The sequence below is a fragment of the Marinobacter sp. DUT-1 genome, assembly GCF_050379415.1.
In the GTDB taxonomy this organism is placed as follows: Bacteria; Pseudomonadota; Gammaproteobacteria; order Pseudomonadales; family Oleiphilaceae; genus Marinobacter.
In genome coordinates this window covers 1,127,362-1,153,584 of sequence record NZ_JBNRLS010000001.1, presented here as the reverse complement: position 1 = coordinate 1,153,584, position 26,223 = coordinate 1,127,362, and the positions used below count along the sequence as shown (strand labels likewise).

Annotated in this window: 28 protein-coding genes; 15 read left to right on the top strand and 13 right to left on the bottom strand. The window is 60.9% G+C overall.

Annotation, left to right across the window (positions count from 1 at the left end; translation table 11 throughout):
• Positions 1-10: 10 nt before the first annotated feature.
• The 4 genes from ACQUTG_RS05300 to pilG form a co-directional block, all read right to left on the bottom strand.
• Positions 11-2,086 carry a methyl-accepting chemotaxis protein gene (locus ACQUTG_RS05300; protein ID WP_428918374.1) on the bottom strand — a complete coding sequence of 692 codons (2,076 nt, stop codon included), beginning with the start codon at positions 2,084-2,086 and terminating at the stop codon, positions 11-13.
• 92 nt (positions 2,087-2,178) lie between these two features.
• A complete protein-coding gene (locus ACQUTG_RS05295; RefSeq protein ID WP_428918373.1) occupies positions 2,179-2,724 on the bottom strand; it encodes a chemotaxis protein CheW in 546 nt (181 codons plus the stop codon).
• A 22-nt stretch (positions 2,725-2,746) separates the two neighbouring features.
• Positions 2,747-3,109 (bottom strand): twitching motility response regulator PilH, encoded by a 363-nt coding sequence (gene pilH, locus ACQUTG_RS05290; RefSeq protein ID WP_008939836.1) that lies wholly within the window; start codon positions 3,107-3,109, stop codon positions 2,747-2,749.
• Between the two features lie 32 nt (positions 3,110-3,141).
• Positions 3,142-3,534: a twitching motility response regulator PilG gene (gene pilG, locus ACQUTG_RS05285; RefSeq protein WP_008175635.1), complete on the bottom strand. Its 393-nt coding sequence runs from the start codon at positions 3,532-3,534 to the stop codon at positions 3,142-3,144.
• A 297-nt stretch (positions 3,535-3,831) separates the two neighbouring features.
• Here pilG and gshB point away from each other — a divergent pair, with 297 nt between their 5' ends.
• The 8 genes from gshB to ACQUTG_RS05245 all read left to right on the top strand — a co-directional run bounded on the left by gshB (position 3,832) and on the right by ACQUTG_RS05245 (position 10,825).
• On the top strand, positions 3,832-4,785 hold the full coding sequence (gene gshB / locus ACQUTG_RS05280; protein ID WP_428918372.1) for a glutathione synthase: 954 nt from the start codon (positions 3,832-3,834) through the stop codon (positions 4,783-4,785).
• Positions 4,786-4,837: 52 nt separating this feature from the next.
• Positions 4,838-5,698, top strand: a complete 861-nt coding sequence (locus ACQUTG_RS05275) for a TonB family protein (protein ID WP_428918371.1) — start codon at positions 4,838-4,840, stop codon at positions 5,696-5,698.
• Positions 5,695-6,261 (top strand): YqgE/AlgH family protein, encoded by a 567-nt coding sequence (locus ACQUTG_RS05270; protein ID WP_428918370.1) that lies wholly within the window; start codon positions 5,695-5,697, stop codon positions 6,259-6,261. The genes ACQUTG_RS05275 and ACQUTG_RS05270 overlap by 4 nt, the downstream gene beginning before the upstream one ends.
• On the top strand, positions 6,254-6,694 hold the full coding sequence (gene ruvX / locus ACQUTG_RS05265) for a Holliday junction resolvase RuvX (protein ID WP_428918369.1): 441 nt from the start codon (positions 6,254-6,256) through the stop codon (positions 6,692-6,694). The genes ACQUTG_RS05270 and ruvX overlap by 8 nt, the downstream gene beginning before the upstream one ends.
• A gap of 35 nt (positions 6,695-6,729) precedes the next feature.
• A complete protein-coding gene (gene pyrR / locus ACQUTG_RS05260) occupies positions 6,730-7,239 on the top strand; it encodes a bifunctional pyr operon transcriptional regulator/uracil phosphoribosyltransferase PyrR (RefSeq protein WP_428918368.1) in 510 nt (169 codons plus the stop codon).
• Between the two features lie 39 nt (positions 7,240-7,278).
• Positions 7,279-8,289: an aspartate carbamoyltransferase catalytic subunit gene (locus ACQUTG_RS05255; protein WP_428918367.1), complete on the top strand. Its 1,011-nt coding sequence runs from the start codon at positions 7,279-7,281 to the stop codon at positions 8,287-8,289.
• Entirely contained in the window at positions 8,286-9,593 is a 1,308-nt protein-coding gene (locus ACQUTG_RS05250; RefSeq protein WP_428918366.1) for a dihydroorotase, read from the top strand. Before ACQUTG_RS05255 ends, ACQUTG_RS05250 begins: the two co-directional genes overlap by 4 nt.
• Positions 9,594-9,793: 200 nt before the next feature.
• The gene (locus ACQUTG_RS05245) at positions 9,794-10,825 is read left to right on the top strand and encodes a putative solute-binding protein (RefSeq protein WP_428918365.1); all 1,032 of its coding nucleotides are present in this window, start codon (positions 9,794-9,796) and stop codon (positions 10,823-10,825) included.
• Between the two features lie 33 nt (positions 10,826-10,858).
• Here ACQUTG_RS05245 and ACQUTG_RS05240 read toward each other — a convergent pair whose 3' ends face one another.
• Entirely contained in the window at positions 10,859-11,131 is a 273-nt protein-coding gene (locus ACQUTG_RS05240) for an HU family DNA-binding protein (protein ID WP_428918364.1), read from the bottom strand.
• A gap of 234 nt (positions 11,132-11,365) precedes the next feature.
• Between ACQUTG_RS05240 and ACQUTG_RS05235 the strand changes: the two genes are divergently transcribed.
• Positions 11,366-12,430 carry a hypothetical protein gene (locus ACQUTG_RS05235; protein ID WP_428918363.1) on the top strand — a complete coding sequence of 355 codons (1,065 nt, stop codon included), beginning with the start codon at positions 11,366-11,368 and terminating at the stop codon, positions 12,428-12,430.
• Between the two features lie 27 nt (positions 12,431-12,457).
• Positions 12,458-14,521, top strand: a complete 2,064-nt coding sequence (locus ACQUTG_RS05230) for a TRAP transporter large permease subunit (protein ID WP_428918362.1) — start codon at positions 12,458-12,460, stop codon at positions 14,519-14,521.
• On the opposite strand, the gene ACQUTG_RS05225 is transcribed toward ACQUTG_RS05230, so the two are convergent.
• On the bottom strand, positions 14,512-15,225 hold the full coding sequence (locus ACQUTG_RS05225; protein WP_428918361.1) for a winged helix-turn-helix transcriptional regulator: 714 nt from the start codon (positions 15,223-15,225) through the stop codon (positions 14,512-14,514). The genes ACQUTG_RS05230 and ACQUTG_RS05225 overlap by 10 nt on opposite strands.
• A 123-nt stretch (positions 15,226-15,348) precedes the next feature.
• Here ACQUTG_RS05225 and ACQUTG_RS05220 point away from each other — a divergent pair, with 123 nt between their 5' ends.
• Positions 15,349-15,711 (top strand): group I truncated hemoglobin, encoded by a 363-nt coding sequence (locus ACQUTG_RS05220; RefSeq protein ID WP_428918360.1) that lies wholly within the window; start codon positions 15,349-15,351, stop codon positions 15,709-15,711.
• Between the two features lie 54 nt (positions 15,712-15,765).
• Here ACQUTG_RS05220 and ACQUTG_RS05215 read toward each other — a convergent pair whose 3' ends face one another.
• From ACQUTG_RS05215 to mutM, 6 genes are all read right to left on the bottom strand, one after another.
• Positions 15,766-17,301 (bottom strand): phosphoenolpyruvate carboxykinase, encoded by a 1,536-nt coding sequence (locus ACQUTG_RS05215; protein WP_428918359.1) that lies wholly within the window; start codon positions 17,299-17,301, stop codon positions 15,766-15,768.
• 174 nt (positions 17,302-17,475) lie between these two features.
• On the bottom strand, positions 17,476-18,330 hold the full coding sequence (gene hslO, locus ACQUTG_RS05210; RefSeq protein WP_428918358.1) for an Hsp33 family molecular chaperone HslO: 855 nt from the start codon (positions 18,328-18,330) through the stop codon (positions 17,476-17,478).
• A 68-nt stretch (positions 18,331-18,398) separates the two neighbouring features.
• Positions 18,399-18,806 (bottom strand): ribosome-associated heat shock protein Hsp15, encoded by a 408-nt coding sequence (gene hslR / locus ACQUTG_RS05205; RefSeq protein WP_428918357.1) that lies wholly within the window; start codon positions 18,804-18,806, stop codon positions 18,399-18,401.
• 41 nt (positions 18,807-18,847) lie between these two features.
• A complete protein-coding gene (gene yrfG / locus ACQUTG_RS05200) occupies positions 18,848-19,537 on the bottom strand; it encodes a GMP/IMP nucleotidase (protein WP_428918356.1) in 690 nt (229 codons plus the stop codon).
• Positions 19,538-19,621: 84 nt separating this feature from the next.
• The gene (locus tag ACQUTG_RS05195) at positions 19,622-19,954 is read right to left on the bottom strand and encodes a hypothetical protein (protein WP_113861591.1); all 333 of its coding nucleotides are present in this window, start codon (positions 19,952-19,954) and stop codon (positions 19,622-19,624) included.
• A gap of 181 nt (positions 19,955-20,135) precedes the next feature.
• Positions 20,136-20,948, bottom strand: coding sequence for a bifunctional DNA-formamidopyrimidine glycosylase/DNA-(apurinic or apyrimidinic site) lyase (gene mutM / locus ACQUTG_RS05190; protein WP_428918355.1), 813 nt, complete (start codon positions 20,946-20,948; stop codon positions 20,136-20,138).
• 219 nt (positions 20,949-21,167) lie between these two features.
• Here mutM and ACQUTG_RS05185 point away from each other — a divergent pair, with 219 nt between their 5' ends.
• Positions 21,168-22,346: a DesA family fatty acid desaturase gene (locus ACQUTG_RS05185; protein ID WP_428918354.1), complete on the top strand. Its 1,179-nt coding sequence runs from the start codon at positions 21,168-21,170 to the stop codon at positions 22,344-22,346.
• A 54-nt stretch (positions 22,347-22,400) separates the two neighbouring features.
• Here the strand turns inward: ACQUTG_RS05185 and rsmD are convergent, their stop codons facing one another.
• Positions 22,401-23,027, bottom strand: coding sequence for a 16S rRNA (guanine(966)-N(2))-methyltransferase RsmD (gene rsmD, locus ACQUTG_RS05180; RefSeq protein WP_428918353.1), 627 nt, complete (start codon positions 23,025-23,027; stop codon positions 22,401-22,403).
• Positions 23,028-23,188: 161 nt separating this feature from the next.
• Between rsmD and ftsY the strand changes: the two genes are divergently transcribed.
• The 3 genes from ftsY to ftsX are packed head-to-tail and all read left to right on the top strand — an operon-like array spanning position 23,189 to position 26,112.
• Entirely contained in the window at positions 23,189-24,385 is a 1,197-nt protein-coding gene (gene ftsY / locus ACQUTG_RS05175; protein WP_428918352.1) for a signal recognition particle-docking protein FtsY, read from the top strand.
• A gap of 31 nt (positions 24,386-24,416) precedes the next feature.
• Positions 24,417-25,118 carry a cell division ATP-binding protein FtsE gene (gene ftsE, locus ACQUTG_RS05170; protein WP_372986696.1) on the top strand — a complete coding sequence of 234 codons (702 nt, stop codon included), beginning with the start codon at positions 24,417-24,419 and terminating at the stop codon, positions 25,116-25,118.
• Positions 25,108-26,112 carry a permease-like cell division protein FtsX gene (gene ftsX / locus ACQUTG_RS05165; RefSeq protein ID WP_113863906.1) on the top strand — a complete coding sequence of 335 codons (1,005 nt, stop codon included), beginning with the start codon at positions 25,108-25,110 and terminating at the stop codon, positions 26,110-26,112. Before ftsE ends, ftsX begins: the two co-directional genes overlap by 11 nt.
• Positions 26,113-26,223 lie beyond the last annotated feature (111 nt).

Genomic DNA, 26,223 nt, shown 5'->3' with positions numbered 1-26,223 from the left:
GGGCCGTTGGTCAGCCCACCACCGGAACGTCGCTGTCTTCCTCTTGTTCTTCGTCGGCCACGTCTTCTTCCGGCAGGGTGAAGCCGGCAACAGAAGACCGCAGTTCGGACGCCATCTCGGCCAGGTTACCGATAGACTTCGCGGTCGCGTTGGTACCGGACGAGGTCTGGGAGGTGATTTCCTGGATAACGTTCATGGTGTTGGAAATGTGGGCCGCAGAAGACGACTGCTGGCGTGCGGCGTTGGAGATGTTCTGAATCAACTCCGCCAGAGACATGGATACGTTCTCGATTTCCTCGAGTGCAATACCCGCGTCCTGAGCCAGACGGGCACCACGGACCACCTCGGCGGTGGTGTGCTCCATCGAGATTACCGCCTCGTTGGTATCGGACTGGATCGTCTTAACCAGGGCTTCAATCTGCTTGGTTGCCGCAGAGGAACGTTCCGCGAGGCGCTGAACCTCGTCCGCAACCACCGCGAAGCCTCGGCCGGCGTCACCGGCCATGGAGGCCTGGATCGCGGCGTTCAGGGACAGAATGTTGGTCTGGTCGGCGATGTCGTTGATCAGGGATACGATGTCACCGATTTCCTGGGAGGATTCACCCAGACGCTTGATCCGCTTGGAGGTTTCCTGGATCTGCTCCCGGATGTTGTCCATGCCGCGGATGGTGTTCTGTACCACTTCCGCGCCTTTCTTCGCGATCGCAACCGACCGCTCCGCAACCGCGGAGGATTCGGCGGCGTTCGAGGATACCTGGTCGATGGATACCGCCATCTCGTTAACTGCGGCAGACGCCCCGGCAATTTCCTGGGCCTGGTGCTCGGAAGCATCGGCCAGGTGCATCGCGGTGGACTGGGTTTCCTGGGCGGCGCCCGCTACCCGTACCGCGGTACCACGAATCGCCTGTACCAGTCCGCGCATCTGGTCGATCGCGTAGTTGATGGAGTCGGCGATGGCACCGGTGAAGTCCTCGGTTACCGTGGCCTCTGTGGTCAGGTCACCATCCGCCAGGTCGGCGAGTTCGTCCAGCAGTCGCAGGATCGCGTTCTGGTTCTGTTCGTTCTGCTCCTGGGTCGCAGCCAGGCGGGCCTGGGCTTCGCGGTACAGGGCAAGACCGATGAAGACAACGATGGCAACCATCGCGGCCAGGATGATAAACGCCAGGGTCGGGCTGACCAGGCGTGAGGCCGGCTGGGTACGGAAGTTTTCGGCAAGAACCGACAGTTCGGAGAGCAGGATCTCGGAGTTCTGGAAGATATCGCTGGCAGCGGTGCGCACCTTGAAGAGGTCGGGAGAGGCTTCAAGGATGGCGTCTACGTTCTGGGAAACGAACTCGAACAGCTCGGCAACCGCTTCCAGGCCGTAGATGGCGTCTTCATCGGTTACCCGGGAGATACCCATGGCTTCGTTGCCGTTGAGCTGGCCGTCGAGAACCCGGCCGAACAGGCTGGCGTCGCGGCCGAACCGGTCGGCGGCGATAACTGCGTCCTCGTCACCGGACAGTACGTTGTTAACAGAACGGACGATACGCTCTGCCAGCAGCGACTGGCGCTGGGCCAGGGCGATCTGTTCGGCCGGTGCGCCGTTGTCCAGCAGGATCTGTACGATGTCGTCGTACTCCACCTGCAGCTGGGGGATGGTTTCGTTCAGCGTCCGGGCAACCTCGTGCAGGCCCAGCACGGCGTCCTGGGTGGAGAGGATGCTGTCGGCATTTTCCCGGACAATGTTCCAGTTCTGCTGAACCCCGCTTTGTTGTGCCAGCTCACTGGGTGGCAGGCCGGTTTCCGGGTTGCCTTCGGTAATGTTGGTCCAGAGCTGCTGGAAGTCATCACGGGAGCGGCGCAACTGGTCGAACGCCTCGGCGGTACCGCCGGCGGCCTCGGTCGCGTTTTTCGCAATGGCCTGCGAGAGTACCCGCAGTTCCGCAGTTTGGGCGATGTATCGCTGATCGTTCTGGCTGTCACGGTTGATGATGAACAGCACGGCAACGAGCAGGACGGTTAGTGCGATCAGTGCGGCGATCAGGCCGGCAACGAGCTTGTTGCCTCCCTGTCCCATACCCAATCTTCCGGCTCTGTTTTTCATGTTCTGGCTCCCGGCCTCTTCAAATATGTTGGCAAGTCTGTGTTAGCGGATTTCAGGCGGTCAGGGTGATGTTCCTGCCAGTGTCTCCACCCTTACCACTGCGCGACGTCCAGGAAGCGCTCGTCTGCCACCAGATCGGCAGCGGAGAACACTCTCCAGACTTCCTCGTTACGCTCGTAGCCGCCTGTAACAAACGGACGAACGCTTTCGGGGACCCCTTGCGGCGCCTCCCGGAAATTGTCGGTTGCGAAATATTGCATCCCCAGGACGCTGTCCACGATCAGCCCGCTGAACACATCCCCCTGCTCGACGACCAGAACCCGCCGGTCACGCTGACTGCGCGAGGAGCGGGGAATGTCGAAGAAGCTGGCGAGATCGACCAGGGGGAGCAGGCGGCCGCGCACGTTGGCGGCGCCCAGCAAGAATGGCCGTACACCCGGAATATGTGTGAAACGGGGAACGTGGAGAATTTCTGTCACTTCACCCATGGGGGCCACATAGTGCTCACCCGATAACACGAAGCCAATGCCGTTCCACAGCTCAACGGCTTCCTGTTGCTCCGGCAGGCCGGCGGCCATGGACCGGCTGCGCTGGGCGATATCCGTCAGAACGGCAAAAGGGGCGGCCTGGGCGGACATGCGTACTCCAAGGTTGTGAGGGTCAGGCGATCAGGCTGTTGATGGTCTTGATCAGGTCGTCTTCGTTCACCGGCTTTACCAGATAACCTTTGGCGCCCTGGCGGGTGCCCCAGACACGGTCGGTTTCCTGGTCCTTGGTGGTGACGATGACAACCGGGATGGATGCAGTCTCCGGTGCACGGGTCAGCTGGCGGGTAGCCTGAAAGCCGTTCAGGCCGGGCATGACTACGTCCATCAGTACCAGGTCCGGCGTTTCGGCGCGGGCCTTGGCAACACCATCCGCGCCGTTATCGGCGGTCAGGACTTCGTGCTGGTGCTTTTCCAGGATGGTGGAAATTTTCTTCACCTCGGTAGGGGAGTCATCAACAATCAGAATGCGGGCCATGGTTTCCTCGATGGTTCTTGATTTCAGCAGGTTTACTGTTCCGCCTGTGGCACGTACTGGCGGATGGTGTTTAGCAGCTCGTCCTTGCTGAACGGTTTGGTCAGATACTGGTCAGAGCCTACGATGCGACCTTTCGCTTTATCGAACAGTCCGTCCTTGCTGGAGAGCATGATAACCGGCGTCTTTTTGAAAGAGGAGTTGTTCTTGATCAGTGCGCAGGTCTGGTAGCCATCCAGGCGCGGCATCATGATGTCTACGAAAATGATGTCCGGCTGGGAATCGGCAATCTTGGCCAGAGCGTCAAAGCCGTCAGTCGCGGTGATGACCTCACAGCCGACCTTCTTGAGGAGGGTTTCTGCGGTGCGACGAATCGTTTTGCTGTCGTCGATCACCATAATCTTCAGATTCTCGAAGTTGTCATCCATTGTCCAACTGCCTTGCGCTCAGCGACTATCTTTATTTTGGAACGGGGGGTTTTAACACAAACCTCAAGGTTCTTCTATAAACCCCGCTCAGTTATAGAATATCGATGGCCATATAAAAAGTATTAGTTTGTGACTAAATGTACTTCTGCCCGCACAGTCACGTATCCCCTGAGGATATCTCCGGATGCATTCCCGGCTCGGGTACAATACCATCTGACGTCTCAGGATAGCATTTAACGCACGGTCCGCTCTGCTGACCGGTTCGTGTTTTTACTTCCCAGGAGCTGAAGAGACACTATGACAGTCCGACTCGGGATCGTGATGGATCCCATCGAAAACATCACGTTCAAGAAAGACAGTTCGCTCGCCATGTTGCTGGCCGCGCAGAAGCGGGGTTGGGAGATCGAATACATGGAGTTGCAGGACATGTACCTCGACGGAGGCCGGGCGATGGCCCACACCCGGGATCTGACTGTCCATATGGACCCGGAGAACTGGTTCAGCTTCGGTGGCAGCCAGGACCGGGCTCTGGGCGATCTGGATGTGATCCTGATGCGCAAGGATCCGCCGGTGGACCGGGAGTTCCTGATGGCCACCTACATTCTGGAATCGGCGGAACTGCAGGGCGCCCTGGTGGTGAACCCGGCCGCTACGCTGCGGGACTGCAACGAGAAGCTGTTCGCCACCCAGTTCGAGGACCTGACGCCGCCGTTGCTGGTCAGCCGTTCGGCGCACCGGTTCCGCGAGTTCTATGCCGAGCACGGTGATATCATCATGAAGCCGGTTGACGGCATGGGCGGTCACTCGATCTTCCGGGTGCGGGAGAACGATTTCAACCTGGGCGTCATCATCGAGACCCTGACCAACTATGGCACCCACCAGGCCATGGCCCAGAAATTCATTCCCGAGATTGTCGATGGCGACAAACGGATCCTGCTCATCGAGGGCGAGCCGGTGCCCTATGCCCTTGCGCGGATTCCGTCCCAGGGCGAGAATCGCGGCAATCTCGCGGCTGGTGGCCGGGGCGAGGGCCGGGAGTTGACCGATCGTGACCGGGAAATCTGTGCCCGCGTCGCTCCTGCGATCAAGGAGAAGGGTCTGATGTTTGTCGGTCTCGACGTAATCGGCGACTATCTGACTGAAATCAATGTAACCAGCCCCACCTGCATCCGGGAACTGGATGCGGCTTACGGGATCGATATCGGCGGCATGCTGATGGATGCCATTGAAAAGCGCCTGAAGCAGGCGTAACCGACAGAGCGAGGCGAGCAGTGCAGGACCAACGACAGGATCAGGAACAGGAATGGCAGTTCAGGTAAGCGATTTTGACCGGTTTTCCTTCACCCTGTTCATGGCGTTGGCCGTGCACGCGATTATCGTGCTGGGGATTACCTTCGCGCCGGAGCCTCCGCGCTCGTCGGCCCAGACCATGGAAATCACCCTGTCCCAGTTTGAAGACGAGAAGGCCCCGGAGAAGGCTGATTTCCTGGCGCAGACCAGTCAGCAGGGCAGTGGCACCGAAGACGAACCCCGGGAAATGACCACACCCCAACCGGCCGAGGTCAGCCAGCCGGAGCCGGCACAGGTGCAGCCCGAGCCCCCGTCCCGGCCGGAACCGGTGAAGCAGCAGGAGCAGACGGTGGTCCAGACCACCGCGCCCTCCAGCCGCAAGGTGACCGATCCGGAGGAAAAGGCCGAGCCGGAACCGCAGCCGGTACGAAAGAAAAAAAGCCTGATGGAGCGCAGCCTGGAAATCGCCAGCCTGGAAGCACGGTTTGATGCCCAGCAGCAGGCATACGCGCGTAAGCCGCGGGTTATGCGGGTCACCTCTGCCTCTACCCTGAAGTCCACCAACGCCTGGTATGTCCAGAACTGGATCAGCAAGGTTACCCGGGTCGGTAATATCAATTACCCGACCGAAGCCCGGCGGGCGGGCATCTACGGTACGCTCAGGATGCTGGTATCACTCAAGAAAGATGGCACAATCAAGGAAGTGGCTATCCTGCAATCCTCGGGCAGCCGGGTCCTGGACGACGCCGCCATCCGCATCGTACGCATGGCATCCCCGTTCGCCCCGTTTCCGGAAGACATGCGCGAGGAAGTGGATGAGCTGGAAATCATACGAACCTGGTCTTTCCAACGGCGGGGGCTGACATCCGGATGACAGCAACCAGAAAATCTCCGAACAGTCTGCAGCACCACTTTCTCGTGGCATCGCCCTGGCTGGCCGACCCCCGTTTCCACGGTGGTGTGATCTACATCTGTGAACATTCCGACGAGGGCGCCCTCGGGCTGATGATCAATTACCCCCTGGGCATCCACCTCGGTGAGATCCTGGAACAGCTGGACATGCATGGCTCCGAACTGGATCTCCCGGTGTACAGCGGTGGCCCGGTCCAGCCCGAACGTGGTTTCGTCCTGCATAGTCCGGGTACCACCTGGCAGAACACCGCCGAGGTTGCCGAGGACGTCCTGCTGACCACCTCCCGGGACATTCTGGCCGGCATCGGCCGGGGCGATGGCCCGGAAGAGTTCCTGGTGGCGCTGGGCTACTCCGGCTGGGGCGAGGGCCAGCTGGAGGAGGAACTGGGCAGTAACTCCTGGCTGACCTGTCCGGCCAGTACCGATATCCTGTTCCGGACCCCGGCTCAGGACCGTTACCAGGCGGTTCTCAAGCTGATTGGCATCGATCTGAACCAGCTGACCGAGTTCGGTGGCCATGCCTGACGCGGGCAATCGCCGGGTGATGGCGTTTGATTTCGGCACTCGGCGGATTGGCGTGGCTGCGGGGCAGGAGTTGCTGGGGACCGGTGAGCCTCTGGCGATGATCCCCGCCCGAGACGGCATTCCGGACTGGTCGGTGGTGGAAAAACTGCTTGAGGAGTGGCGACCGGACCTGGTGCTGGTGGGGCTGCCCCTGAACATGGACGACACCGAGAACGAGATGTGTGCCCGGGCCCGCAAGTTCGGCAATCGTATCCACGGCCGTTTCCATTACCCGGTGGAGATGGTGGATGAACGTCTCACCAGTTTCGAGGCAAAGGGTGAGGTCATGGCCCGGGGTGGCAGCCGGGACTTCGGCCGTCATGGTGTCGATGACCGCGCTGCGGTTTTGATTCTGGAAACCTGGTTCCGGGAACAGGATAATAGCGCCGGCTGAGACTTCCGGCTGACCTGAAACACAGTGAGGACCTGATGACCGCACAGCTTGATATCAACCAGTTGCTGGATGAGCTGGAAACGGGATTGCGCCGGATCCTGGAGGAGCGCAATGTCACCGAGCCGGTGGTGGTCGGTATACGCACCGGCGGCGTCTGGCTGGCGGACGTGCTCAGCAAGCGCCTGGGCATTGATCAGGCCTTCGGAGAGCTGGATATTTCCTTTTACCGGGATGACTTCAGCCGAATCGGTCTGAATCCGAAGGTAAAGCCGTCCAGCCTGCCGTTCGATACCGAGGGCCGGGACATCATCCTCATCGACGACGTCATCATGAGCGGCCGGACCATCCGTGCCGCCATGAACGAAATTTTCGACTACGGTCGTCCAGCCAGTATCATACTGGCCACCCTGATTGATCTCGGCGCCCGGGAACTGCCGATCCAGCCGGATGTAGCCGGTCGGGTGCTGTCCCTGGATGCCCACCAACGGGTCAAGCTCCGGGGCCCCGATCCCCTGCGCATTGAACTACAGGAAACCGGGCAGTAACCAGCGATTCCATACGGCAACACAGCAAACAGGCGACCCATGACCGCACATGACCCCTCCCCGCACCACTTGCAGCTGACCCGGGATGGTCAGTTGCGGCATTTCCTCACCCTCGACGGCCTCGACCGCGAATTGCTTACCGATATCCTGGATACCGCCGACTCCTTCATCGAAGTAGGGGAGCGGACCATCAAGAAAGTGCCGCTGTTGCGGGGGCGAACGGTGGTCAACCTGTTCTTCGAGTCCAGTACCCGTACCCGAAGCACCTTCGAGCTTGCCGCCAAGCGCCTGTCCGCAGACGTTCTGAACCTTGATATCAGCACCTCCGCCACCTCCAAGGGCGAATCCCTGTCGGACACCCTGCTCAACCTCGAGGCCATGGCCAGCGACATGTTTGTGGTGCGCCACTCCCAGAGTGGGGCACCACATTTCATCGCCGAGAGCGTGACGCCGGGGGTTGCCATCATCAATGCCGGAGACGGGCGCCATGCCCATCCCACCCAGGCGATGCTCGACATGCTCACCATTCGCCAGCACAAGCAGCGGTTTGACGGCCTGAAAGTCGCCATTGTCGGTGATGTCCTGCACTCCCGTGTCGCCCGCTCCCAGATCCGGGCGCTGAATGTGCTCGGAGCGGAAGAGGTCCGGGTGATCGCTCCGGGAACCCTGCTGCCCAAGGATGTGGAGAGCCTTGGCTGTAAAGTCGAATACGACATGGAAAAAGGCATGAAAGACCTGGATGTGGTGATCATGCTGCGGCTCCAGAAGGAGCGCATGGAAGGGGCCCTGTTGCCCAGTGAACGGGAGTTCTATCGGTTGTATGGCCTCAATCGCGATAAGCTGGCCCTGGCCCATCCGGAGTGCATCGTGATGCACCCGGGGCCGATCAACCGGGGGGTGGAGATCGAATCGGCGGTGGCAGACGGACCCCAGTCGGTCATTCTCAACCAGGTCACCAACGGCATCGCCATCCGGATGGCGGTGATGTCCATGGCCATGGGTGGCCAGGTGGCAGAACGTCAGCAGAGGGCAGAGAGGGCAAAGGCATGAGTCATATCCGTAACCAATTCTCGCCGCTGCTGCTGATTACCGGTGGTCGGTTGATTGATGGCCAGGGCCGGGAAGCCGACAACGACGCCCTGCTGATTCGGGATGGCCGGATTGCCGCCACCGGCAGCGAGGCCCTCAGTGCCGATGTCGACGACACCATCAACGCGGAAGGCTGGGTGATCGCTCCGGGCTTTGTTGATCTGTGCTGTAACCTGCGCGAACCGGGCAATGGCCAGAAGGGCAATATTGCGTCGGAAACGCGGGCCGCGGCCCATGGAGGCTTCACCACGGTTTGTGCCTCGCCGGAAACCTCACCGGTCAATGATTCCGGCGCGGTGACGCACCTGATCCGGGATGTGGCCGCCAGTCGTTCTCCGATCCGGGTGTTGCCCATTGGCGCGATTACCCGCGGGCTGGAGGGCGACCTGCTCAGCGACATGGCAGGTCTCAGGAATGCCGGCTGCGTCGCCGTGGGTAACGGTTCCCGGGGCGTGCGCAATGCCCGTATCCTGCGCCGCTGTATGGCCTACGCCCAGACTTTTGGACTGACCGTGATGTTCAGCCCGGAAAACCAGGCCCTGGCGGCAGACGGCTATGCCCATGATGGCCTGGTGACGTCCCGCCTGGGGCTTCTGGGGATTCCCGAGGTGGCGGAGACCGCCGCGGTCATGGAAATGCTGTTACTGGCGGAGGAGACCGGTGCGCGTCTGCATCTGAGCCAGCTCTCCTGTGCCCGCAGTGTCGAAATGCTGGCGGACGCGCAGCAGCGAGGTATCAAGGTCACTGCCGACGTCGCCATGCACCAGCTGGTGTTTACCGAGGATGCCCTCGCCGGCTTTGACAGCCGCTTCCATGTGCGTCCTCCGCTGCGCTCGGAAGCCGACCGGAAGGCCCTGGTGGCCGGCGTGAGGGAAGGCGTCATTGCTGCCATTGTCAGCCAGCACCAGCCCAACGATTCAGCCGCCAAGCAGGCACCGCTGGCTGCCACCGAACCGGGCCTGTCCACCATCGAAAGCGTGCTGTCCATGGGTCTGGAGCTGGTTAGCCGGGATGAGCTTGCGTTGACCGACCTGGTGCGGGCACTGACCACCGGACCGGCTTCGGTCATCGGCCGGAGCGCCGGACTGGCCGAAGGTGATATGGCCGACGTTTGCCTGTTTGATCCGGTGGCGACCTGGACCGCTGACGACAGCTCCCTGGTTTCAGTTGGACGCCATGCACCCGTCATCGGCCGAGAACTGCCGGGGGTGGTCCGGATGACCCTGGTCGAGGGCCGCAAGGCCTGGGATGCATTGCAGGCCTGAACCCGGAAATGCGGCAGGGGTCCGGTGACCTCTGTCGACACCATCACAGAATCCCCCCCTCTTGCTGAAAAGACCTTGATGGCAGGCACCTGTGCCAACGTATTCTTGTACCGGTCGACCTAAGGTCGCTCAAGGACAACGTGGCAACGCCGGCACCCGGACGTTCCGGCGCCCGACAATAATAAATCAGGAGTTATCCCGTGAAACCAGCAAACTTCCCGCATCGGGTGGCTGTGGCCGCCACCCTGTGCGCCTCCCTGTTGTTTCCTTCCCTTGGCCAGGCCCAGGAACCGGCGTCCAAGGAGATCCTCGAGCGCAGTTTTTGCGTTTTTGACCCGGTGGGGGCCAATGGCCCTCTGTTCGCCATCACTAAAACCTTCCAGCCCGTGGCCCTCAAGCGGGGCATCAAGCTGGACCTGCGGGCCTATACCGATGAAAAGGTGGCAGCCGAGGACTTCAAGGCCGGTCAGTGTGATGCCGTCCTGCTGACCGGCACACGGGCCCGCGAGTTCAACAAGTTTACCGGCAGTCTTGAGGCCATGGGTGCCGTGCCGGGCGAGGAGGAGATGCGCCTGCTGTACAACACCCTGAGCCAACCCAAGGCCCGGCCGTTCCTGGTGAACGGACCCTACGAGGTGGCCGGCGTGTTCCCGGCCGGCGCGATCTACCTTCACACCCGGGATCGCAGCATCGACTCTGTTGAAAAACTGCAGGGCAAGCGGATTGCGACCCTGGATTATGACGAGGCGTCGGTGCGGATGGTTCGGCACGTTGGAGCCTCGGTTGTAGGTTCAAACTCTGCCAATTTCGCTGGCAAGTTCAACAACGGCAGCGTCGATCTCGCCTATGCTCCGGCGGTGGCTTACCAACCCCTGGAACTGTACAAGGGCGTGAACCCGGACGGTGCTGTGGTTCGCTATGCGATTGCCTACATGAATTTCCAGGTGATCATGCACCGGGACCGCTTCCCGGACGATGCCGGCCAGATGGTTCGTGATCAGGCGATCCAGCGTCTGGACGAGGCCTACGGAATCATTGCCGAGGCCGAAGCCGGCATTCCCGAAGATGTCTGGATGAGCCTTCCGCAGGAAGATACCGCCGAGTACGACAAGATGTTGAGAAAGGTGCGCCTGTCCCTGCTGGAGGACGGTGTTTACGACGAGCGTGCCATCAAGCTGATGAAGGCAATCCGGTGCCGGGTGGATGGTGCCCGTGCGGAGTGCGCCTCCTGAGAACGAGGGCCCGCCGTGCGGGCCCGGTGCTCCTTACTGAACCGCATCCTTGAGGGCCTTGCCCGCCTTGAACCCGACGGTCTTGCTGGCGGGAATCTGGATGGAAGCCCCGGTCTGGGGATTGCGGCCGCTGCGGGCATCACGGCTGCGGATGTTGAAAGTCCCGAAGCCAATCAGGCTGACATCCTCGCCCCGGGCGGCAGCGGCGGATACCTGGTCGGTGAAAGCGGCAATGATTTCGCCCGCTTTTTCCCGGGTCATGCCGGTGCGGTCCGCGATGGCGGCAGCGAGTTCAGGTTTACGCATGGGAGAGTCCTCTTATTGTCGTTGTCGACAGAAATCTATAGTGGCTCGGCGCTGATTGTGCAAACCGGGTTGTTACAAAAACGCCGGCCAGGGGCTTCATTTGCGGCCCCCGTCTCATAAAAACCGGCCCTGACAGGCCATAATGCCCGCCGGTTACAGTTCGTAACATTTACGCCGGCTGCCGGCGATGAGTCCGCGTGATCAGAACAAGAATGTAAAAAAGGTACAGAAGTCATGACCGACCTCCGCAATTCCCCTCGATCTCCGAGCACTCTCCGGGCTCGCTTCCGTGGCCTGCTCGCCACGTTTGCCGTCTCGACCCTGGTCACCGGCTGCGGTGTGATTGACCACATGATGTACAAGACCACCGGTGACGTCATGCAGGGTTTTTCCCGCAATCACACGGTGCCTTACCTGATGCAGTCACAGGATCTGGCCATGGGTTGTGCCATGAGCGAGGCCACTGCACCCCTGTTGATGTCTTTCGGCCGGGTCACTGACGAACCGGATCAGCTGGCGGTCATGCTGTACCTTTCCTCCGGTGGCTGCGCTGAGGAGCAGGCCCGGGAGCACGAGCTGGATGCCCTGGCGGCCCTGAACGGAATGGAGGCCGAGGAAGCGGAGGATGCCATGATCCGCCAGAAACGGGCCTACGCTCTGGCCTCCCGGCGCTATTTACGGGCCTGGCAGCATCACAATGCCCATTACGGCGAGGTCGGGACCGGCGAGTGCCCGGAATTCGAGGATGAGATGGACGAGTTCATCTACCTCGCCGGCCTGCTCTCTGGCTTGCAGGCACTGAATGCCCAGATCCAGTCCACCTCGTCGATCGGAGTGCCGGCCAATATCGGTTCTGTCGTGGCCCGGGGGAGTGGTTGCCTGGCCAACGACAAGTGGTGGGGAGCGCCCATGGCGTTGCGTGCCACCGTCTGGGCCATGATTCCCGGGGCCCAGCCCGAGGGCGAGGATGCCTTTGAGCGGCTGGAGATTGCTGACGATCAGGGCGAGGCCGCAGGTGTCCGCCTGCCGCATGTGTTCCATGCCATCGCCGCCCTGAACAAGAGTGACGAGTCACGGCTTCGGGAGGTCATCCGGGAGCATGCCGAATCCCTGGAGCAGGATCCCGCCAGCGAGGACTGGCGTTTCGTGGATGCCATGGCCACCAACATGATCGTGGCCATTTCCGACCGGATGTGGGTCGAGAATACCGGGCACCGCACGCCGCTTGGTCAGCTCGGCACCTTCTGGGACGACCGGCAAAAATCGGTTGAAACCATGGATCTGGACGATCTGCTGTAAACCATCGCTTCCCGGGGATAGGTAGTTATGACCAAGGCTGGTTTTCGTCGTACCGGACTGGAGTGGTTTTCGTCCCTGCCGGCCTGCTTGCTGCTGCTGGCGGTGGTGTTGTTCTCCACCAGCAGCGACATCCACAACCGGATGTTGCAGACCGGTGAGCAGCTGTGGAGTGGTTATTACAAGTTGCGGATGGATCCGGTGGCACCGGAGTGCGATCCGGACCGGGATATCGAGGCTGCCGTTGCGTCCGAAATGGCCCAGGAGCCGGACGGCGACGACCCGATGGCAGCGTTGCTCGGTGCGGAAGAGAAAGATCCGGACGAGGTGCGCCTGGCGATCGAACGATCGGTTGACGACTGCAGGGAAGCCCATCGGGACTATCAGAACCTGAAGGACAACCTGACGCCGGGAGTCAAGGCCTACCGGGCGGTGGAGCTGTTCGTTGCAGACGTCATTGCCATAGGCCTGGAATCGCAGCGCTACATCCTGGTGATACTGGTCATGCTGTGCGCGGTGACCGCGACCCTGACCCGCCATCACATTGCCATGCGGGCCATGGAAACCCGTCTGGACTATACCGTTTCCCACACCCTGCAAACTGTTGCCAATGCCATGTTGCTGGGTTCCAGCGTAATCTTCCGCCAGTCCAGCCTTGGCTCGGAGACTTCGGTTTCCGGTGAGGAACTGCTGCTGCACAACCTGTGGATTGCCGGCTTTGCCTGCCTGACCCTGGCCAGTCTCTACCGTCTGTTCCGGATGCCGGCGGATCTCCAGGATGGAGGCAGCCTGAACAAGGCGTTCCTGGCGGTCCCGCTCTACACCGTGATGTGCCTGATCTCCGGTACCTATTTCGCCCTGATCGGCCACTCCTCCGGGATTGGCATCTACCTGGGGAAGATGATGGAGCTGGCGGACATGTTTCTGAACGTCGGGCTGTATGTCTGGGTAGGCATGATGCTCAAGCAGACCCGTCTGGCCACCCTGGTGTTCAACGTATTCCGGCCCTGGCGCATGCCACCGGAAATGCTGGCGGTGGTGGCGGTCCTGGTGGCGGCTGTGCCCACCGCCTACACCGGTGCCTCGGGGATCTTTGTGATTGCCGCGGGCGCGGTGATTTATAGCGAACTTCGTGCCGCCGGGGCCCGGCGACAACTGGCCCTGGCCGCGACCGCCATGTCCGGCTCTCTCGGGGTGGTGCTGAGGCCGTGTCTGCTGGTCGTGGTGATCGCCTACCTGAACCGGGAAGTCACCACCGATGAGCTGTTCGGCTGGGGTATCTGGGTGTTCATGCTCACTGCTGCGATGTTCACCCTGGTGGCGCTGTCAGTGAACCGCCAGAGCCCGTTTGATCTTGCGCCCTCTTCCGTGGCGTTCCCGGCCATGATCCAGGCGCTGAAACCGCTGATTCCCTACGTCCTGGTGATTGCGGTGGTGGTTCTGTTCTACCGTTTTGCCCTGGATGTGACCATGGATGAATTCTCGGCACCCCGGCTGTTGCCGGTGATCATGCTGGCAATCCTGCTGTATGAGCATATCAGCCTGAAAAACCGCAGGGGCAGGGCGTCCGGCGAGCTCAACCACCAGGGTCTGGAGCGCAGTGTCCGGGGTGCGACTAACGATACCACGGCCGAGATCGGCGCCCTGCTGCTGTTACTGGGGCTCTCGGTCAGCATCGGCGGTGTGATCGAGCGCTCCCACATCATGCAGAGCTTCCCCCAGGCCTTCGACAGCGCCTGGTCTGCGATGTTGCTGATGGTGGTGATACTGGTCATCCTCGGTATGATCATGGACGCCTTCGGGGCCGTCATCCTGGTGACCGCCACCGTGGCCGGTATTGCCTATGCCAGCGGCATTCACCCTGTCCACTTCTGGATGGTCACCCTGGTGGCCTTCGAGCTCGGCTACCTGAGTCCGCCGGTCGCCCTGAACCATCTGCTGACCCGGCAGGTGGTGGGCGAGGCGGAAGTCACGGCAGCCCAGCAGGAAACCGGCACCTTCTACCAGCGCCACGAGCGGATCATCCTGCCGCTGATTGCCATGGGGATCTCTTTGCTGGTGGTGGCTTTTGGTCCGCTGATTTTCTACGCCTGATTCGCCGACTTCCAGACCACCTCTGGCGGTGGGGCGGTTCCGAGCCTTGACAGCGGGCTGGCGGTGAGCCAGTCCTGAAGCCTGCTGGCGAGCTTGGGGTTGCCAAGAACCCTGATTTCTCCCGATCGTACCGCCTCGTTGAGCGTTTGTTCGCAGATCCAGATACGGGTCATGGCCCTCAGGGAACTGCGCACGAGCAGATCGACCTCATGGCCCGGATCGTGAAGGCAGAGGTCGATTTCTCCATCACGCGCGACCAGCCACCAGTGCCGGGCACCTTTCGGGGCATCCGCGTATTCAAACTCCACCACCACCTGCCGATTACCGAAAACGTCTGGATTAATGTTCCGGCGCAAGTCCCACATGAGCAGGCCGGCATCCAGATCCCCATCGCTGAGGTCAGACCTGGCCCACCGGTGTCCCCAGGCACCCAGCAGCTCCACCACCGGACGAAGCTCCCGGCCCGCCTCTGTGAGTTCGTATAGGGAGTGACCCTGCTCGGCCGTTGTTCGGATCACGCCCGCCCGCTCAAGGGTTTTCAGTCGTCGGGACAACATGGTGGGCGAGATCAACGGCAGGCCCCGTTGGAGTTCGGAAAACCGGGTGCTGCCGGCGATCAGCTCACGGATGATGAGGAACGTCCATCGTTCGCACAGAAGCTGGGTAGACTGGGCTAGGGGGCAGAATTGTCCATAACTGAGCATCGCAGATCCTCCCCGCCTGGCTGAGTAAGACGACAGGAATGGCTACAGATTGTGTAGTAATTCTATCTATCGGTAATGCTAGTCTTTGATTGTTCGAAGCGCAAAAGGCGCAAGGAGGGCATCATGACTGAATCATTATTCAATCGACTCGGTGGTGTGGAAGGCATCACCAGGATTGCCAATGATGTGGTTGATAACCACGCCGCTAACAAATTGGTTGGCGTCCGGTTTGCCGACGTTGATCTGGCAAAACTCAAGCACGCGGCCGCTACTTTCTTCGTAACCGCGACGGGAGGCCCCTCCGATGCCTATCAGGGCAAGGATATGATCTCGGCACACCGTGGCATGAACATCTCTCCGGCCGAGTTCATGGCCGTTCTGGATGATGCGTTGCTGGCACTGGACAAGAATGGTGTTGGTCAGCGGGAGCAGGAGGAAGTGCTGTACGCCCTGTATGGGCTGCGGTCCCAGGTAGTGGCGGTCTGAACGAACAAGGGGTCAGATGAAAGATTTCATCTGACCCCTTTTTCATTTCGAAACTCAGCTCAGTTTCGGACCCGCTTCCACGATGGAGTCGGCCACGTCGAACTTCTTGAAGTTCTCAACGAACTGCGAAATCAGCTCCTGCGCCTTGCCATCATAGTAGTCCGGGCTGACCCAGGTCTGACGCGGGTTCAGCAGTTCGGTATCGACCCCCGGCACATGCTTGGGGATGTCCAGGTTCAGGGTATCCAGGTGCTCGGTTTCCACATCATCCAGGTCACCGTTCTGGATCGCGGCGATGATGGCGCGGGTGGTCGGGATGCTGAAACGGCTGCCTTCGCCGTAGGGACCACCGGTCCAGCCGGTGTTGACCAGGAAGACCTTGCTGCCGAACTCGTCCATGCGCTTCATCAGCAGCTCGGCGTAGACGCCGGCCGGGCGCGGGAAGAACGGTGCGCCGAAGCAGGTGGAGAAGGTGGACTTGAGCTTGGAAGAAGAGCCCATCTCGGTGGAACCTACCAGAGCGGTGTAGCCGCTCAGGAAGTGGTAGGCCGCCGCTTCACGGTTAAGGATGGACACGGGCGGCAGGACGCCGGTCATGTCGCAGGTCAGGAACACGATGTGGGACGGCTCGCCGGCACGGTTCTCGAGCACGCGCTTCTCCACGTGCTCCAGCGGGTAGGCGCAACGCGAGTTTTCGGTGAGGGAGACGTCGGTGTAATCCGGTACCCGGGTTTCCTCGTCGATCACCACGTTTTCAACGATGGCGCCGAAACGGATGGCGTCCCAGATAATCGGCTCGTTCTTCTGGCTCAGGTCGATGCACTTGGCGTAGCAGCCGCCTTCGATGTTGAACACGGTACCTGTACCCCAGCCATGCTCGTCGTCACCGATCAGGTAACGGTGCGGATCGGCGGACAGGGTGGTCTTGCCGGTGCCGGACAGGCCGAAGAACAGGCAGGTTTCGCCAGTCTCGCTGACGTTGGCGGAGCAGTGCATCGGCAGGACGTCTTTCTCTGGCAGCAGGAAGTTCTGCACAGAGAACATCGCTTTCTTCATCTCGCCGGCGTAGTGCATGCCAGCCAGCAGGACCTTGCGCTTGGCAAAGTTGATGATCACACAGCCATTGGAGTTGGTGCCGTCGCGCTCGGGTACGCATTCAAAGTTGGCGGCGTTGAGGATTTGCCATTCCTGCTTGTCGGCCTGGTTGTAGCTGTCCGGGCGGATAAACAGGTTCTGGCCGAACAGGTTCTGCCAGGCGGTTTCGGTGACCATCTTCACCGGCAGGTAATGCTCGGGGTCGGAGCCGACGTGCACGTGGGCAACGAACTGGTCCTTTTCCGCGATGTAAGCTTCCACGCGATCCCACAGGGCATCGAATTTGTCAGCGTCGAATGGACGGTTGATCGGCCCCCACTGGATATCGTCAGAGGTGCTGGGCTCCTCGACGATGTAGCGGTCCATAGGAGACCGGCCCGTACGATCACCGGTTTTCACCACCAGTGAACCGTTACAAGCCAGCTGGCCTTCGTTACGTGCCAGTGCCAGCTCGACCAGTCGTGCTGTACTCAGATCAGTATAAGTGTTGCTCACTTCGACCTCGCCCTCGGGATGTCTTCGTGATTGCCCAGGCCGTCCCCCCAAAATTGACGGAAATCTGAGCAATCGGGTCAATTCAGGCGCGCTATTATGCCAGAGACGCCGGTAAAAAACGACTGCCCTGGAAGCCGCGCCAGATGGGGCTTCCGGGCAAATATAAGTCCGCGTTCAGTGTAACGTATGACCGGTGAAAAGGTGATCAATGTCATTTCTATCGAAACGATAGTGAGCATGACAAAACTGGCAATCCATTTCGATTACGCCCTGTTCATCGAGAATGCTGTAGCACTCTTCTTTGCCAATGGCTTCCAGGGCGCCAAGGGTCCGCTCCCGGGAACAGCTGCAGCGGAACGCGACCGGCTCGGCGTCAAACAGGCGCACGGTCTCCTCGTGGAACAGGCGGTGCAGCAGGGTTTCGCTGTCCAGCTCGAGAAGCTCGTTGGCCTCGACGGTGCGGGCCAGGTGGTTGACTCGCTCCCAGAGCTCGTCGTCCGCCTCGGTGTGGCCGGGCAGGCGCTGAAGCATCAGGCCGGCGGCGCCATTCTCGTCGGCAAACAGGAACAGGCTGGTGGCAAGTTGCTCGGAGCGCTCGAAGTACTCTTCCAGGCACCCGGACAGGCTGTTTTCTTCCCGGGGCACAACGCCCTGGTAGCGTTGGCCTGTTGCCGGCGTAATGGTGATGGCCATGCGTCCCTGGCCTAGCAGCGCCTCGAAATCCTCTTCACGGATGGAGTTCGCGTCAAACCGGGCCAGACCACGGATGTAGCGGTCGTGGCTGCACTCGGCCATAAGGGTGCTGATCGGCCCGTCGCCCTGGGCCTGCAGTGACAGCGTGCCCTCGAATTTCAGGGAAGAGCTCATCAGCACGCTGGCAACCAGCGATTCCCCAAGCAGCTCTCGCACGGAATCCGGATAGGGCGCCTGGCTACCGATTTCCTGAAAGCTCTCACCCAGCTGTACCCAGGCCCCCCGCACCTGACTGTGCTCGAAGATAAAGCGTTGGAACTGGTCACGGGATGCCATGGTCTGTCTCCTGGAAATTGAATACTGGAATCGGGGTGTAGGGTTGGTGGGTCCCGCCGGAGCGGGACTCAGATACCGTGCTGTTCGCGGAAGCGCCGGATATCCCGGCGGTCCTTCTTGTTGGGCCGGCGCGCGGGAGGTAGCTGGGCCGCCTGCATGGTTTTACGTTGCCAGGCGAGTTCCTCGCGACGTTTCACGCTTTCTTCGGTTTCGTGATAGAGCTTCTGGGCCTCGGGCGCGCCCCGGCGGCGGTCACTGATGTCGTCAATGATCACCACCTTTTCCTGCCAGCCCAGGCGCAAAGTTACCTTGGCGCCGGTTTCCACGATCTTGCCGGGCTTGCTGCGTTGGCTGTTGTAGTGAACCTTGCCGCCCTCGATGGCTTCCTTGGCCAGGGAGCGCGTCTTGTAGAAACGGGCAGCCCAGAGCCATTTGTCGAGTCGTACCTTCTGTTCCTCAGCGTTGGTCGCCGTCATGTCTCCTCACCTGATGAGCGTATGGTCGAATTATAACCGGCTCACCGGTTTGATGGCAGGGGTTGGCGTTGCCGAAGTGCAGGCAGGACTTCGTTGAAATGGTGGATGCTCGGGATCTCCGGATGCCGTTCCCGCGCCGGCTGCCGACTGTCCGGCGCCAGGATGGCCAGGCATTGGCCGATGCCTGCGGTCCGGGCACTTTCAAGTACGGGGAAGCTGTCGTCCACCATCAGGGTAGCCGGAGCGGTGTAAGGAGTTACTGACTTCAGGTCCTGCCAGAACAGGGGGTCCTCTTTGGGTTTTCCCAGGTCGTGGCTGGAAACGATGCTGTCCACGAGACGATCAAGCCCGGTGCGCTCGAGCTTCAGGGCCAGCGGATCGGGGTGGCAGTTGGTCACGATCACCGAGCGCAGCCCGGCAGATTTGAGGGCTTCGAGAAAATCCGTGACATGGGGGCGGTAACCGATGCGGTCACCCACTTCGGCCTTGAGCCCGGTAATATCAACGGACAGTTTCTCGCTCCAGTAATCGGTGCAGTACCAGTTAAGGGAGCCCCGCTCGGCCATGATCATGGGGATCAGGGTGTCTTTGGCCTGCTGCGGATGCAGGTCGAACTGCTCGGCATAGCGCCGGGGCAGGTGCTCGAGCCAGAAGTGATTGTCGAAGTGCAGGTCGAGCAGGGTTCCATCCATATCGAGGAACACTGTCTCAACGGAAGACCAATCCACCATAAACAAAACAGCCTGAAGAGATTTTCTTCAGGCTGCCGGAGAATACCGGCCAAGACAAGCCGGAAAAATACGGATTCGTGGGGATCAGTTGCCCGACTGTTCTACCGTTTCCGGTTTCTTGCCGGTGCGGGTGCAGCCGAGGCAGCGTACGAAGGTGGCCTTGGCCGGGCCAACCACCAGTACTTCGCCGGCTTCACCGGCGTTGCCACCGAGAGCGGAGAATGGCAGGGACACCAGGTAAACCGCGCTGCCAATGATGGTGGTGGCCAGCAGGGCAGGGCGAACAAAGAGCGCGTCTCCGGTCATGGCCAGGGCAGACGGTGTCTCATCGACGGCCTGGGCATGGCCCACGGATGAGAAAGCCATCAGGCAGGCTGCCAGGGTGGCCATGAGTGTGCGGGAAATCTTGCGGGTCATTGTACTGTCTCCTGAACTTTGTCGGCCCTGTAGATGCTCGGTTTTGGCAATGTCGGCATGAGGGTCGGACATTTAAAGGACGACCCTATTGTAGACCGTGAGCATTAATCCTCTGTTAACTATGAATCATATTTGCGCATTTTCAAACGATTTTTCGTTGCAAAATGTGCGTTTTGGGACACTAGCGCTGGCATTTCGGGCAATAGACGGTGGAACGGTTGTTCATCCGGATTTCTTTCAGGGTGGTGCCGCACTCCTTGCACACCTCGCCGCCGCGACCGTAGACCAGCAGGGACTGGGCGAAATAGCCGGGTTTGCCGTCACTGTTCACGAAATCCCGAAGGGTCGTACCGCCCATCAGGATGGCGGCACTGAGGGTTTCCCGGATGGCTTCGGCGAGCCGGTGGTAGCGGTCCGGGCTGATGCGGCCGGCTTTGCGTTTCGGGTGGATACCAGCCTTGAACAGGGCCTCGTTGGCGTAGATGTTGCCCACACCCACCACCACGTGATTGTCCATGATGAAGGACTTCACCGGTGTCTGTCTGCCCCGGGACAGTCGGAACAGCAGGGGGCCGCTGAATTCCGGCGACAGTGGCTCCGGACCCAGATTGGCGATCAACGGATGGCTGGCGGCGGTTTCGGTCCAGAGCCAGCAGCCGAAGCGCCGGGGATCGTTGAAACGCAGGATCACGCCGGAGGCCAGGGTCAGATCAATATGATCATGGCTTTGGGGCGGGGCGTTGTCGGTGATGACCCGCAGGCTGCCGGACATGCCCAGATGGACAATGACGGTGCCGCCATCGAGGTTGATAAACAGGTACTTGGCGCGCCGGTCCACACTGCGGATTACCTGGCCGGTCAGGCGCTCGGCCAGGTCCTCCGGAACCGGCCACCGCAGCCTGCCATTGCGAACGGTGACTTCGGTGATGGTCTGGCCTTCACAATGGGGGGCAATGCCCTGGCGGGTGGTTTCAACTTCGGGTAATTCGGGCACGCAGGGCGGTCTCCGGTGGTCTGCAACGGGCATGGTTACCAAACAGGGCAGACAAGTGTAATCAGTAACAAATTTTCGGCCAAATTCGGTTGTTGCAGCGAACAGCTGTACGCTAAAGTTGTGGTGTTGGTTTGTTTCCCCTTCGAGTGTTTGCGAAATACCCTGATGTATCGCCCGCCGAACGGCTGCAAGCCGCGGATCTGAATTTGAGGAAATACTATGTGGTTCAACGGTCTTCTTGACCTCTCGGTGCCGCAACTGATTCTGGTTGCCCTGGCCCTGACGCACGTCACCATCGTGAGCGTGACGCTTTATCTACACCGCCATTCCGCCCACAATTCGCTGGACCTGCATCCGGCACTGGCGCATTTTTTCCGGTTCTGGTTGTGGTTGACCACCGCCCAGAACACCAAGGAGTGGACGGCGATTCATCGCAAGCATCACGCCAAGTGTGAAACCGAGGAAGACCCCCACAGCCCGGTGGTCCTGGGCATTCGGAAAGTGCTCCTCGAGGGCGCCGAGCTCTACGCCGAGGCGGCAACCCCCGAGACCCTGCAACGCTATGGCCAGCGCACGCCGGAAGACTGGGTCGAACGCAAGCTCTATACCCCTCATAAGCACTGGGGCATCATCCTCATGGCCGCGCTCAACCTTATGCTGTTCGGGGTGCATGGCATCTGGATCTGGGCGTTACAAATGCTCTGGATCCCGGTCTGGGCGGCCGGCGTCGTCAATGGCATCGGCCATTACCTGGGCTACCGCAACTTCGAGTGTGCAGACAATGCCCGCAACATCTCACCGATCGGCATCCTGATCGGCGGCGAAGAGCTGCACAACAACCACCACACCTACCCGAACTCATCCAAGCTGTCACGGCGCTGGTACGAGGTGGACATTGGCTGGGGGTACATTCGCCTGTTCCAGCTGTTCGGTCTGGCCAAGCCCAAGGGTTACCGCCCCATCGCCCATTACGTGCCGGGCAAGCAGGACGTGGATGTGGAAACCGTGATGGCGATTGCCAATAACCGCTTCGACATCATGCGCCAGTACCGCAAGCGGGTGATGGAGCCGGTCCTGCGCCAGCAAAAGGCGCTGATGGATGACGAAATCCGCCCGCGCTACCGCAAGCTCAAGCGCCTGCTGTCACGGGAAGCCACGCTGATCCAGCCCCGGGAGAAAGAGCACCTGGAAACCGTGCTGGAGCGGCATGAGATTCTCAGACAGATTTATGAAAAGAGTCATGAGCTCCAGGCTCTGTGGCGCCAGCGCGGGCTCAAGCCCCAGGAAAAACTGCAGGCACTGATGGACTGGTGCAAGGAGGCGGAAGCCAGTGGCATCCGCTACCTGGAAGATTTTGCCGCGCATCTGCGGGCCTACTCACTGCGGCCGGCAGCCTAAGCACGGCGTTGAACAAGGGGTCAGATGAAAGCGTTCATCTGACCCCTTTTTCGTTCACTCCCCGGACACCCGAAACAGGCAATAGGTCACCTGCCCAGCCGTTTTCTGCCGATGCAGTTGCCAGCCTCCCGGCACCGCCGGCATTGCCAACTCACTTTCGTACTCGACATACACCCAGCCTCCGGGTTTCACCCATTGCTGCGACTCCAGCAGCGGAAACAGTCTTTCCAGCCAGCCCTGCCGGAAGGGCGGGTCCATGAACACAATGTCGAAGGGTGGGCGCTGGCGGTGTGCCAGGTAGGTTTCGACGGTCTGGCAGATGACTTCGCCCTTATCCGATTTCAGCAAACGCAGGTTATCCCGCAGGGCCCGCGCGAGTACCGGGGTGTGATCCACCAGTGTCGTGGCACCCGCTCCCCGTGAGAGGGCTTCCAGGCCGAGGGCGCCGGAACCGGCGAAGAGATCCAGACAGTCCGCGCCCGCAAGGTGATAGTTCAGCCAGTTGAACAGAGTTTCCCGGGTTCGGGCCGGTGTGGGCCGCACGCCGCCGGCATCGGGGAATCGGAGCTTCCGGCTGCGCCAGTCACCGCCGATGATGCGCAGCTCGCCGCTACCGCTCTGAGCGTCGGGTTTGCGGGGCTGTGGGCCAGGTTTGCGACGGGCTGTTCTGCGTTGGGCCATGGGGTGCTCCGGGGTGCTGGGCAAGGTGTTTCGGTGCGCCGTTATGGTACCGGAAAGCCGCTCCCCTGTGGATAAGCCGGCGGCCCCTCACTTAAACCAAGCAGTCTGCTAGAATGTCGGCTTTGTTTTCGCCCGCCCATTTCCAGACAGATGGTAGAACTATGACGGCAGAGTGGATTTCAATCGGCCTTTTGGCCCTCCTGGTGCTCTTCTTTGTGGTGGACATCGCCGGTAACCGCAAGCGGGTACCCCGGCCGAAGCCTGTTCCCCAGCGCAAGCCGGAGGTAGCCAGGGGGCCGGCCCCGGCCGAAGAGCCCGAGGCGAAGAGTTCCGCCGAAGCCGAGGCTCCGGCAGCGCCGGAGACCCCTGCCGAGGCCCCTGCGGAAGAGAAACCGGTGGAAGCGCCTGCTCCGGCGGCGCCCGAGCCGGAACCGGAGCCGCAGGTCAGCGTGCTCGAGCGGATCAGGCAGGGCCTGGGCAAGACCCGCGCCAGCCTGACCGGTGGTCTTGCGGACCTGTTCTCTGTCGGCAAGAAGATTGACGAGGATCTGCTCGAGGAAATCGAGACTACCCTGCTGATGGCCGACGTCGGTGTGACCGCCACCTCCGAAATAATCGATTCGCTGACCGACAAGCTTGAGCGCAATCAGCTCAAAGACGGTGAGGCGCTGCGCAAGGCATTGCGGGATGAGTTGCACGGCCTGCTGAAGGATGTCACCAAGCCCCTGGAGATCGATGTGGGCAAGCAGCCCTATGTGATTCTCATGGTCGGTGTGAACGGCGTGGGCAAAACCACCACCATCGGCAAGCTCACCAAGAAATTCCAGGCCGATGGCAAGTCGGTCATGCTGGCTGCGGGCGATACCTTCCGGGCCGCGGCGGTCGAGCAGCTGCAGGTCTGGGGCGAGCGCAATAACGTGCCGGTCGTTGCCCAGGAAACAGGCTCCGACAGCGCCTCGGTGATCTTCGATGCGATCCAGTCCGCCCAGTCCCGCGGCACGGATGTGGTTATTGCCGATACCGCCGGTCGTCTCCAGAACAAAGAAAACCTTATGAACGAACTGGCCAAGGTCGTTCGGGTCATGAAGAAGCTGGACGAATCCGCCCCCCACGAAGTGATGCTGGTGCTGGATGCCGGCACCGGCCAGAATGCCCTCAGCCAGGCCCAGGTATTCCAGCAGGCCGTAGGGGTTTCCGGTATTACCTTGACGAAACTGGACGGCACTGCAAAAGGCGGTATCGTATTCGCCATTGCCCGTCAGTTGCAGCTGCCGATCCGCTTTATCGGTGTGGGCGAGCAGGCCGAAGACCTGCGCAGTTTCGATGCCGAGACCTTTGTCGACGCGCTGTTTGACTGAGGCCGCATTCTACCCGGAGCAGTAGTCACCGATGATCGAGTTTCGCCAGGTCACCAAACGCTATGACAGCGACCACACGGCGCTGGCGCAGGTCAATTTCAGCCTGAACCGGGGTGAGCTGGCCTTCCTGACCGGCCACTCCGGGGCCGGCAAGAGTACCCTGCTCAAGCTGATCATGGTGATGGAGCGGCCCAGTGCCGGGGAAGTGGTGGTTGGTGGTCAGCTCCTCAACCGCCTGCCGCGCCGGCAGATTCCCTACATCCGCCGCCATATCGGTGTGGTGTTCCAGAACCACCAGTTGTTGTTTGATCGCACCGTCTTCGACAACGTGGCCATGCCTCTTGAGGTGATGGGCGCGTCCCCCCGGGATATCGGCCGCCGCGTGCGGGCGGCGCTGGATAAGGTGGGCCTGCTCAACAAGGAAAAGATGAATCCGATGCAGCTGTCCGGCGGTGAACAGCAACGGGTTGGCATTGCCCGTGCAGTGGTGAACAAGCCTCCGGTGCTGTTGGCGGACGAGCCCACGGGTAACCTGGATCCGGAGCTTTCCGCCGATATCATGAACCTCTTTACCCGGTTCAGTCAGGTGGGCGTGACCGTGCTGATCGCCACCCACGACATCGGCCTGGTGAATGAAATGGACCGCCGCACCCTCACGCTTGATCACGGCCGTCTGATTGCCGGCGGCAGCTCGCCCCTGCAGGGTGCGCCGGGAGGTGTCAGTGGCCACTGACTCACGTCGGAAAGTCGATACTGCCCGGGGTGCCAAAACGGGGCGCTCCCCCTGGAAGGAGCAGGCCCGGAGTTACTTTGATCACCACCGCAAGGTGTCCAGGGACAGTGCGCGCCGTTTGTGGAAGACGCCGGTGGGAACCGGGATGACCTGGACGGTTATGGGTGTCGCCCTGGCATTGCCGGTGGCATTGCTGCTGTTGCTGACCAGTTTGCAGGGCGTGAGTGCTGGCTGGGAGAGCAGTGCCCGGGTCACCGCCTATCTCCAGCTGGAGGTGCCGCTTGAGGATGCCAGGGCTCTGGTGGATGAGATCCGCACCGACAGCCGCATTTCAGACATTGAACTCGTGGACCGGGAGCAGGCGCTGGCGGAATTCCGCGCCAATTCGGGCCTGGAAGATGCCCTGGACTATCTTGAAGAGAACCCCCTGCCGCACACCCTGCTGATCACGCCGGACGAGCGTAGCCGCTCGGCCACCGGGGTGGAGGCGCTGGTCACGTTTGTCCGGGGCCTGGAAGGGGTTGAGCGGGTCCAGGTCGACCTGGGTTGGTTGCAACGGCTCAATGCCATGACCGACCTGCTGGCCCGGGCAGTCTGGGCGCTGGCGATCCTGTTGGCAGCGGCGGTGATCCTGGTCATCGGCAACACGGTGAGGCTGGCGATCGAGAGCCGCCGGGACGAAATCCTGGTGGCCAAGCTGGTCGGCGGCACCGATGCCTTCGTTCGCCGGCCGTTTCTTTATACCGGTGCCTGGTATGGCCTGGGTGGCGGAGTAGTCGCATGGATCCTGCTGCAACTTTCGCTCTGGTGGCTCAGTGGTCCCATCGAACGGCTGGCCGGCCTGTACCGGAGTGACTTTGCCCTGGTCGGTCTTGGTCTTGATGGGGTACTGGCGTTGATTATTGTGGCAATGCTGCTAGGCTGGCTTGGCGCATGGGTCGCGGTGAAGCGTCATCTGGATGACATAGAGCCCGGCGATATTGCCGGTGGATGACCCGGAACGGTGATCCGGGTCGCGGGAAAACCGTATTGAAAACACAGCTTGCGCTGACGTAGTTTGAGAATCAGCGAAAGCAACAGTGAATTTTCCAGATAGTTGATTTAG

Bases quoted from the DNA above. Each gene is read 5' to 3' on its own strand.
- pilH (WP_008939836.1), bottom strand. From the start codon at position 3,109: ATGGCCCGCATTCTGATTGTTGATGACTCCCCTACCGAGGTGAAGAAA.
- pyrR (WP_428918368.1), top strand. From the start codon at position 6,730: ATGACCGCACAGCTTGATATCAACCAGTTGCTGGATGAGCTGGAAACG.
- yrfG (WP_428918356.1), bottom strand. From the start codon at position 19,537: ATGGTGGATTGGTCTTCCGTTGAGACAGTGTTCCTCGATATGGATGGA.
- ACQUTG_RS05275 (WP_428918371.1), top strand. From the start codon at position 4,838: ATGGCAGTTCAGGTAAGCGATTTTGACCGGTTTTCCTTCACCCTGTTC.
- ACQUTG_RS05185 (WP_428918354.1), top strand. From the start codon at position 21,168: ATGTGGTTCAACGGTCTTCTTGACCTCTCGGTGCCGCAACTGATTCTG.
- ACQUTG_RS05255 (WP_428918367.1), top strand. From the start codon at position 7,279: ATGACCGCACATGACCCCTCCCCGCACCACTTGCAGCTGACCCGGGAT.
- ftsE (WP_372986696.1), top strand. From the start codon at position 24,417: ATGATCGAGTTTCGCCAGGTCACCAAACGCTATGACAGCGACCACACG.
- ACQUTG_RS05235 (WP_428918363.1), top strand. From the start codon at position 11,366: ATGACCGACCTCCGCAATTCCCCTCGATCTCCGAGCACTCTCCGGGCT.
- ACQUTG_RS05270 (WP_428918370.1), top strand. From the start codon at position 5,695: ATGACAGCAACCAGAAAATCTCCGAACAGTCTGCAGCACCACTTTCTC.
- ACQUTG_RS05240 (WP_428918364.1), bottom strand. From the start codon at position 11,131: ATGCGTAAACCTGAACTCGCTGCCGCCATCGCGGACCGCACCGGCATG.
- ruvX (WP_428918369.1), top strand. From the start codon at position 6,254: ATGCCTGACGCGGGCAATCGCCGGGTGATGGCGTTTGATTTCGGCACT.
- ACQUTG_RS05195 (WP_113861591.1), bottom strand. From the start codon at position 19,954: ATGACCCGCAAGATTTCCCGCACACTCATGGCCACCCTGGCAGCCTGC.
- ACQUTG_RS05220 (WP_428918360.1), top strand. From the start codon at position 15,349: ATGACTGAATCATTATTCAATCGACTCGGTGGTGTGGAAGGCATCACC.
- ACQUTG_RS05300 (WP_428918374.1), bottom strand. From the start codon at position 2,086: ATGAAAAACAGAGCCGGAAGATTGGGTATGGGACAGGGAGGCAACAAG.
- ACQUTG_RS05230 (WP_428918362.1), top strand. From the start codon at position 12,458: ATGACCAAGGCTGGTTTTCGTCGTACCGGACTGGAGTGGTTTTCGTCC.
- ACQUTG_RS05295 (WP_428918373.1), bottom strand. From the start codon at position 2,724: ATGTCCGCCCAGGCCGCCCCTTTTGCCGTTCTGACGGATATCGCCCAG.
- pilG (WP_008175635.1), bottom strand. From the start codon at position 3,534: ATGGATGACAACTTCGAGAATCTGAAGATTATGGTGATCGACGACAGC.
- gshB (WP_428918372.1), top strand. From the start codon at position 3,832: ATGACAGTCCGACTCGGGATCGTGATGGATCCCATCGAAAACATCACG.
- ACQUTG_RS05250 (WP_428918366.1), top strand. From the start codon at position 8,286: ATGAGTCATATCCGTAACCAATTCTCGCCGCTGCTGCTGATTACCGGT.
- hslR (WP_428918357.1), bottom strand. From the start codon at position 18,806: ATGACGGCGACCAACGCTGAGGAACAGAAGGTACGACTCGACAAATGG.
- hslO (WP_428918358.1), bottom strand. From the start codon at position 18,330: ATGGCATCCCGTGACCAGTTCCAACGCTTTATCTTCGAGCACAGTCAG.
- rsmD (WP_428918353.1), bottom strand. From the start codon at position 23,027: ATGGCCCAACGCAGAACAGCCCGTCGCAAACCTGGCCCACAGCCCCGC.
- ftsY (WP_428918352.1), top strand. From the start codon at position 23,189: ATGACGGCAGAGTGGATTTCAATCGGCCTTTTGGCCCTCCTGGTGCTC.
- ACQUTG_RS05225 (WP_428918361.1), bottom strand. From the start codon at position 15,225: ATGCTCAGTTATGGACAATTCTGCCCCCTAGCCCAGTCTACCCAGCTT.